Here is a 7,967-nt window from a genome sequence, read left to right as displayed (position 1 = left end):
TCGCTACGACTCGACGGCCTGAGCCCGGTGCAATACCGAGCCCAGGCCCTCGCAGCCTAGGATTTCCATTAACCGGTCCAACCCACGGGGTCCAGTGCAGCTGAATGCCGCATTCATCCGTTGGCGGGGATGGCGTGAGCCGGGGAGAGACCCGGCTCAGTTTGTTTGCGGGCGACTCTGGGCATTCGGCGTGGAGACGGAATCGAGCAGCAGGTTCCCCACGCAATGAATACCAGGTTCGGAGACGACCCCATCGTGAGTGATCAGTACACCTTCACCAATCCCGTCACGCAGTACCGCCAGGACGGATTCCCTGAGCAGCACCAGGATCCGCCCGGTCTCGCTGCCGATCTACAACCCCTGGCCGACCACGGCGAGCAGACGTACCGCGGGTCCGGACGGCTGACCGGCCGTAAGGCCCTGATCACCGGTGCCGACTCCGGCATCGGCCGTGCTGCAGCCATCGCCATTGCCCGCGAGGGTGCCGACGTAGTCCTGAACTATCTGCCGTCGGAGGAGAAGGACGCGCAGGATGTCGCCCAGCTGGTTCGCGACGCCGGTCGCACCGCCGTCCTGGCACCGGCAGATCTCACCGACGAGAAAGCTGCGCGTGCCCTCGTGCATACCGCCGTCGACGAGCTCGGCGGCCTGGACCTGTTGATCAACGTTGCAGGCAAGCAACAGTTCGTCGAGGATCTGGCGGATCTCACGTCGGAGCAGTTCGACCAGACCTTCAAAACCAATGTGTACGCACTGTTCTGGATCATTCAGGAAGCCGTGCCGCACATGCCTGCCGGCTCGACGATCGTGAACACCAGCTCCATCCAGGCGTACACGCCCTCGCCCGGTCTGGTGGACTACGCGACGACGAAGATGGCCATCAACACCATCAGCAAGGCACTCGCGCAGCAGTTGGCACCGAAGGGAATTCGCGTCAATGTCGTTGCGCCCGGTCCGTTCTGGACTCCGCTGCAGGCCGCGGGCGGGCAGCCGACGTCGGCACTGCCGGAATTCGGCAAGGAAACCCCACTGGGCCGGGCCGGTCAGCCGGCCGAGATCGCCGGCGCGTACGTGTACCTGTCCTCAGCGGAATCGGGATACGTCACCGGAGACACCCTCAACGTCAACGGAGGAATGCCGACGCCGTAGTCGCCTTCGCGCTCTGCGTGAATGGACCATTCACACCCGTCCGGGCTCGTGAATGGTCCATTCACGCATGCGGGAAACGTCAGTCCTTCGGGCCACCGGCTGCGTAGACGACCTGACCCGAGATGAAGCCGGCACCCTCACTGACGAAGAACGACGCCAGGTGGGCGATGTCGTCGGGATGTCCGACGCGGTTCACCGGAATCTGCGACGCCGCAGCCGCTTTGAAGTCGTCGAACGACATTCCGACTCGCTCGGCGGTGGCTGCCGTCATCTCGGTTTCGATGAATCCGGGGGCGATGGCGTTGGCGGTGACACCGAACTTGCCGAGCTCGATGGCGAGAGTCTTGGTGAATCCCTGCATGCCGGCCTTGGCCGCGGAGTAGTTCGCCTGACCGCGGTTGCCGAGGGCCGAGGTGCTCGACAGGTTGACGATGCGACCCCACTTGGCGTCGATCATGTGCTTCTGCACTGCACGCGTCATCAGAAACGAGCCGCGCAGGTGTACGCCGAGCACGGAATCCCAGTCCTGCACCGTCATCTTGAACAGCAGGTTGTCGCGGGTGATGCCAGCGTTGTTGATCAGTACGGTCGGTGCACCGAACTCGCTCGCGATGCGGTCGACTGCAGTCTGCACCGACTCCTCGTCGGCCACGTTTGCGCCGATGGCCACGGCCTGGCCACCTGCGGCCTCGATCGCGCCGACGGTGTCGCTGCACGCGGCCTCGTCGAGGTCGACCACCGCGACACCGAAACCGTCCTTGGCCAGTCGTTTGGCCACTGCTGCACCGATACCCCGGGCACTACCGGTGACGATGGCCGTCTTGATCTGATCGCTCACGAATATCTCCTGACACAACGCCGAATCGAATTACCTGTCATCTGTTTCTACCAACCCCGGCGGCGCAGTCAGTACGCAGCCACCGCTCCGTCGAGTGCTTTCTGCATTCCCTCTGCCACCACGCGGGTGATGTCGATCGGTTTCTGGGGCAGATCGGTGATGGGCGTATCGAAGTAGACGCTCGCCTGCTTCACTTTTGCCGAGCCGGGGCCGTAACTCAGTCCGATACAGATCAACGTCGGTTCGACGCCGAGTTTGCGGGCCCGCATCGCGATGTGGCCGATTCCGCTGCCGACGTGTTGCACCGTGGTCGGATCCTCGAGGTTGCAGGTGCCTTCCGGGAACACCGCGAGGTCGTCGCCGCGCTTCATTCTTTCGGCACTGATGTCCATCATGCGGTTGCCTGCCGCGCTGACTGCCCGCATCCCGTGATTCTTGCCGCGAAAGACGGGAATGCCACCCATCATGTCGATTCGCTTGCGCTGCTTGGGGTCCTGGAACAATTCGTCCTTCGCGAGCACTCTGGTGCGCCCGATCACCGGACGCAGCGGCGACGCCCAGGCCGCCGCTGCGAGGGTGTAGGGATCACTCTCGGTGAGGTGATTGACCGCGATGAGCAGACGCGTGTTGTCGTACACCAGACGCCGCAGCTCCTCCCGGGCACCGTCGGAGTACGACACCCGCGGGCGGAAGCGTCGGGCGAGGGCGGCGTACGCCAGCCTCGCAACCTGACGATTCTGCTGATGCCGCAGATAGAAGTCGTACACCGTCTCGTCGTTCTCGAGAATTACCGCAGGCCGCTCCATGACGCGAGCTTAGCCTCACACCCGCGAGGAACCCATTGCCCGGATCCCGACGGCAAGTCCGACCGCCGCAGTGGCCGCGGCTGCGACGACACCTGCCATCACCGTCGAACTCGCGAAGTCTCCGGCGAACAGTGCACGTTCGGCGTCGACGAGATATCCGAGCGGGTTGATGTTCACCAGGAACTGCATCCACCCCGGTGCGGCCGTCAGCGGCAACATCGTGCCGGAGAGGATGAGCAGCGGGAACATCAACGTCTGCTGAATGGACCAGAACACCCAATCCTGGCCCCGCACAGCCAAAGCCAACGCGTAGGACAGTGCGCCGAGCCCGACGCCGAACACCCCGAGCAGCACGATTCCCACCGCGGCACCGATCGGATTCACGGACAACCCCAGCGGCAATGCGACCAGAACGATCAACACGGCCTGCGCAGCGAGCGGCACCATTTCTTTGAACGCCCGCCCGACGAGCAGGGCAGATCGCGGCAACGGGGTCACCAACATTCGCTCGTGAGAACCCTGCTGCAACTCGGCCAGCAGATTCGAGCCCGTCATGGAGGTGCCGAAGATGGTGATCATCGCGAGAACACCCGGCACGAACCAGTCCCAGACACTTCCGTCGCCGAGACCTGGGACATCGGTGAGCAGTGGGCCGAACAGAGCGAGCAGGATCAGCGGTTGGACGAGACTGAAGATGACGGTGAACGGATCGCGCACCATCGGCCGCAATTCCCGACCCATCACCAGAGTGCTTCCGGAGAGAACGTTCATCGCAGTTCTCCTGCCACGCTCGCGTTGTCGAGCGCTGCGGCACTTTCTCGAAGACTACGGCCGGTCAGTCCGAGGAACACGTCGTCGAGAGTCGGTCGGGTCATGTCCGCAGTATGGACGCGGATACCGTGTAACTCGCTCCGCCGCAGCACCTCCGGGAGAACGACTTCGGCGCGTCCGACACGCAGGTTCAGCCGCGAACCCGATCTCGTGACGTCTCTGATGCCGTCGATGCCGTCGAGAAGCGGAAGAAGCGCCGACGCGTCGGACACGGTGAGAACGATCAGATCGCCTGCCAGTTCCGATTTCAGCGACGCGGCGGTGTCGTCGGCGATGACGGTTCCGTGGTCGACGACGATGACCCGCTCGGCCATCGAATCGGCCTCGTCGAGGTAGTGGGTGGTCAGAACGATGGTCGTGCCCATCTCGCGTCGCAGCCGGAGGATGTGATCCCACAGGTTGGCCCGACTCTGCGGGTCCATTCCGGTGGTCGGCTCGTCGAGGAACAGCAGCGCCGGTCGATGCACCAGCCCCAGGGCAATATCGAGTCGGCGACGCTGTCCGCCGGAGAGCGTCGAGACGGTGCGCGAGCGCAGTTCGCCGAGCTCGAGTGCGTCGATCAATTCGTCTGCGCGAGTTCGTGATCGCTGACGAGTCATGCCGTAGCACAGGCCTTGCACGACGAGTTCGTCTCGCACGCGCTGGTTGTGTCCCGCGCCGTTTCCCTGCCCCACGTAGCCGAGACTGCGCCGGACACTGTCCCGGTCCCTGCCCACGTCGAACCCTGCGATCCGGGCCGAACCCGACGTCGGTGCCAGCAGTGTGGTCAGCATTCGCAGCGTGGTCGACTTGCCCGCACCGTTGGGGCCGAGGAGAGCGACCAGTTCTCCCTCACCGATCGTCAGATCGATGCCGCGCACCGCCTCCACGGTCTTCTTGCCCTGCCGAAAAGTCTTGGTCAATCCCGATGTTTCGATCATCTCGTGCGCCCCTCGTCGTATCGGTGAATCCGTACGAGAGGAGACGCTAGAAACGATCGCGGTCAGCTACGGTCCGCGATGCCCGGCGCGAGCGAACTAGCCGAACACCGGGAACTTGCGCTTGCTGGCGAGCTCGTCCATGCCGGCCTGAATACTGGCGCGGACCTCGTCGTATTTCGCGTCGACGTAGGCCTCGTCGTCACAGCGCGACGGATCGTGGTCCAGCTCGACCGGAGGCATGAACCGGGTTCGGATCTTGGCGGGCAACGGAATCTGCGGCAGCGCGGCAGGCGCGATGATCCACGGCAGCGAGATGGCGATGGGAAAGACCTTCAGGCGCGCAAACCTGTCCAGTCCGAGCGCTTTTGCGAGCTTGTCGCCTCGAATGAGCACCGGCATGGCGTCGGCGCCGCCCACGGTCGCCACCGGCACGATGGGCACACCCATCCGGATCGCAAGCTTGACGAAACCGGTTCGACCACCCAGTGTCGCCTCGTCACGCTTGCTCCACGGCCGCAGCGAATCGACCTCACCACCGGGCCACACGATCACGTCTCGGCCCTCGGCCAACGCCGTCGACATCGAGTCCGGAGCCGCCGGTAACACTCCCATGGACCGAAAGACTTTGCCGATCAACGGAAATGCCATCAGCGCGTCGTGCGCAGTGCCGTGCAGGATGCGCTTGTCGCCGAAGTGTCGCCACCACTGCGCACCCACCGTCCACGCGTCCCACACGAACGGCGCACCCGAATGCACTCCGACGACGAGAACCGGCGACTCGGGAATCGTCTCCCACCCATCGATCTCCATTCGGAAGTAGCGATCCATGACCCCGTTCCAGAGCTTCTGCTGACGGTCCATCGCCACGGTGTTCTGATCGTCGAGATCCCAATCTCCTGCGCGGTCGGCGACCACGGACCCGAGGCCACCCGACGCCTTCGCGCGTCGCTCCTTCATCTTCAGCCGGGCCGCTGCGGCATAGCGCTGCGCTTGCTCGCGTAGAGCGTCCTTCGAAGGCTTGTCGGAGCTGTCCCCACCCACTACGTGATCCCCATCACTCATACTCGCACGGTACTCCACCACGAACTCCAGGTCCGACGGCCGTGCTCGGTATCCCCGCGCGGGCACTGAGCTGTCCGTTATGGTCGAATCTCCAGCCGAGTGAACGAGGTACACAGATGGATCCGATCGAACCGGCGTACGGGACGACTCCCCTACTCCTGATCGCCGCAGCAGCCGTCGCAGTTCTGCTGTTCCTGATCATGAAGGTGAAACTGCACGCCTTCGTCTCGCTGGTTCTGGTCAGCGCCGTCACCGCCGTCGCAGCGGGGATCCCACTGGCAGACGTGCCGTCGGCATTGCTCTCGGGCTTCAGTTCCACCCTCGGTTCGGTCGCTCTACTCGTCGCCCTGGGCGTGATGGTCGGCCGACTGCTCGAAATCACCGGTGGCGCTCAAGTATTGGCCGATACTCTGATCAACCGATTCGGAGCCAAGCGCGCACCGCTCGCCCTCGGTGTCGCCGCGCTGATCTTCGGCTTCCCCATCTTCTTCGACGCCGGACTCGTCGTCTTCCTACCGATCATCTTCACAGTTGCCAGGCGTTTCGGCGGGTCGGTGCTGCTGTACGCACTGCCGACCGCAGGCGCGTTCGCCGCGATGCACGCCATCGTTCCCCCGCACCCCGGTCCCGTCGCCGCCACGGAACTCCTCGGCGGAGATATCGGTTCGGTGCTTCTCGTCGGCGTCCCCGTCGCAGTCGTCTCCTGGTTCGTCGGCTCCTACCTGGTCGGTACCCAGCTCGGCAAACGATTCGTCACCGCGCCTGCCGACCTCTTCGCCGACGGCGCAGCCAACTCCGAAGAACACGACAAAGAGATGGCCGGCCTCCGCGACCCGGCCCCCAAGTTCGGTGCGGTGCTGTTCATTCTGTTGACACCGCTCGTACTGATCTCGCTCAACACCGTGGTCAACACTCTGACCACCTCGGGTGTGCTGACCGGAGACGAGACCTGGGCAGCGGCCCTGACTCTCATCGGGCAGACGCCCATCGCGCTGCTCATCACCTTGCTGTTGGCCCTGTTCATCCTCGCGCCCGGACGATTCCCCGTCGCCGACGGTGCCAAGTACATGGACCAGGCCCTCGGTCCGATCTGCTCGATCATCCTGATCACCGGTGCCGGCGGCATGTTCGGCGGAGTACTTCGGGCCAGTGGCATCGGCCAGTCTCTGACCGCCTCGTTGTCCGATCTCGGACTGCCGATCCTGTTGCAGGCCTTCCTGATCGCCACCGCGCTACGCGTGGCGCAGGGTTCGGCCACCGTCGCCTTGACCACCACCGCCGGGCTGATCTCGGTCCAGGTCGCCGAGCTCGATCTGAGCAATTTCAAGATCGCGCTGTTGGTGTTCGCACTGGCCGCCGGAGCCACCGTGCTCTCCCACGTCAACGACTCCGGCTTCTGGCTCGTCAGCCGCTTCTTCGGCATGGACGAAAAAACCACCCTCAAGACCTGGACGGTCATGGAAACGACACTGGGACTGGCTATCTTCGCCCTCGCGTCGCTGCTGTGGGTGGTGTTCTAGCGCCTCATCCAAGCCGCCGTCACTGCACCGGAACCAGGATTCTCCACGCCCCCAGTGCGAGTGCGCCGACGGTGACGACGAGAAACAGTCCGACCCAGACGATGCCGGGCAGGAATGTGAGCCGAGCCAGTTGATCGGCGTCGGAGTCCCGCGCCCGTCCGGCGCTTCGGGATTTCTGCAGTTCGAGAACGGGGCGCGGACCGGCGATCAGCAGGAAGAACGTGATGAAGTACGCCGCAGCGACCTGTTGTTCCCCGGTACCCCACCAGGACACGACGAACAGCAGCCCACCGACGGTGACGAGAGACAGCAGTCCGTAGATATTTCGAATCATCAACAGCATCAACGCAATCGAGATGATGCCGATCCACAGCACGGCCGACGCTCGCTGTGTACCCAGTACCAGAGCGGCTCCGAGTCCGAGAAGCGACGGCCCGACGTAGCCCGCAAAAGTCATGGCGATGACACCGAGACCGGTGGGCTTGCCCTTGGAGATCGCGACGCCGGAAGTATCCGAATGCAGCCGAAGACCCATCAACTGACGCCCGGTGATCAACGCGACGAACAGATGCGCACCCTCGTGCGCGATGGTCACCACGTTGCGTGCAATCCGCCAGGTCTGCGGCAACACGACGATGACGAGCGCCGCCAGGGCAGCCACTTGGACGATCCACACGGGTGGATCAGGACTCACCGCGGAAATGCGGTCCCAGAATTCGTTCACACCACACCCTATGTGAGCGGAACTTCGTGACGGGTTCACGTGGTCGTCGCAACGAGCAGTCGTTTGTTGTACTCCTCGAGTGGAGTATCCCATCCCAGGGTTTTTCTGGGGCGGTTG

Annotated in this window: 8 protein-coding genes; 2 read left to right on the top strand and 6 right to left on the bottom strand. The window is 63.9% G+C overall.

What is annotated here, in order from left to right:
- Window positions 1-225: 225 nt before the first annotated feature.
- Window positions 226-1,149 (top strand): glucose 1-dehydrogenase, encoded by a 924-nt coding sequence (locus tag CH278_RS11015; RefSeq protein WP_080736605.1) that lies wholly within the window; start codon window positions 226-228, stop codon window positions 1,147-1,149.
- A 79-nt stretch (window positions 1,150-1,228) separates the two neighbouring features.
- On the opposite strand, the gene CH278_RS11010 is transcribed toward CH278_RS11015, so the two are convergent.
- From CH278_RS11010 to CH278_RS10990, 5 genes are all read right to left on the bottom strand, one after another.
- Window positions 1,229-1,987, bottom strand: a complete 759-nt coding sequence (locus CH278_RS11010) for an SDR family oxidoreductase (protein ID WP_032367143.1) — start codon at window positions 1,985-1,987, stop codon at window positions 1,229-1,231.
- Between the two features lie 68 nt (window positions 1,988-2,055).
- Window positions 2,056-2,793, bottom strand: a complete 738-nt coding sequence (locus CH278_RS11005; RefSeq protein WP_032390279.1) for a lysophospholipid acyltransferase family protein — start codon at window positions 2,791-2,793, stop codon at window positions 2,056-2,058.
- A gap of 15 nt (window positions 2,794-2,808) precedes the next feature.
- Entirely contained in the window at window positions 2,809-3,564 is a 756-nt protein-coding gene (locus tag CH278_RS11000) for an ABC transporter permease (protein WP_032387558.1), read from the bottom strand.
- Window positions 3,561-4,544 (bottom strand): ATP-binding cassette domain-containing protein, encoded by a 984-nt coding sequence (locus CH278_RS10995; RefSeq protein WP_057474444.1) that lies wholly within the window; start codon window positions 4,542-4,544, stop codon window positions 3,561-3,563. Before CH278_RS10995 ends, CH278_RS11000 begins: the two co-directional genes overlap by 4 nt.
- A 96-nt stretch (window positions 4,545-4,640) precedes the next feature.
- Window positions 4,641-5,606 (bottom strand): lysophospholipid acyltransferase family protein, encoded by a 966-nt coding sequence (locus tag CH278_RS10990; protein ID WP_052060443.1) that lies wholly within the window; start codon window positions 5,604-5,606, stop codon window positions 4,641-4,643.
- 116 nt (window positions 5,607-5,722) lie between these two features.
- Between CH278_RS10990 and CH278_RS10985 the strand changes: the two genes are divergently transcribed.
- Window positions 5,723-7,126, top strand: coding sequence for a GntP family permease (locus CH278_RS10985; RefSeq protein WP_032367146.1), 1,404 nt, complete (start codon window positions 5,723-5,725; stop codon window positions 7,124-7,126).
- Window positions 7,127-7,145: 19 nt separating this feature from the next.
- On the opposite strand, the gene CH278_RS10980 is transcribed toward CH278_RS10985, so the two are convergent.
- Window positions 7,146-7,850 carry a M50 family metallopeptidase gene (locus CH278_RS10980; protein ID WP_032369542.1) on the bottom strand — a complete coding sequence of 235 codons (705 nt, stop codon included), beginning with the start codon at window positions 7,848-7,850 and terminating at the stop codon, window positions 7,146-7,148.
- Between the last annotated feature and the right edge of the window lie 117 nt (window positions 7,851-7,967).

Source organism: Rhodococcus sp. 05-2254-5 (assembly GCF_002258575.1).
Taxonomy (GTDB): domain Bacteria; phylum Actinomycetota; class Actinomycetes; order Mycobacteriales; family Mycobacteriaceae; genus Rhodococcoides; species Rhodococcoides fascians.
The sequence above is the reverse complement of the archived record's forward strand: the minus strand, read 5'-3'. Positions and strand labels throughout refer to the sequence as shown.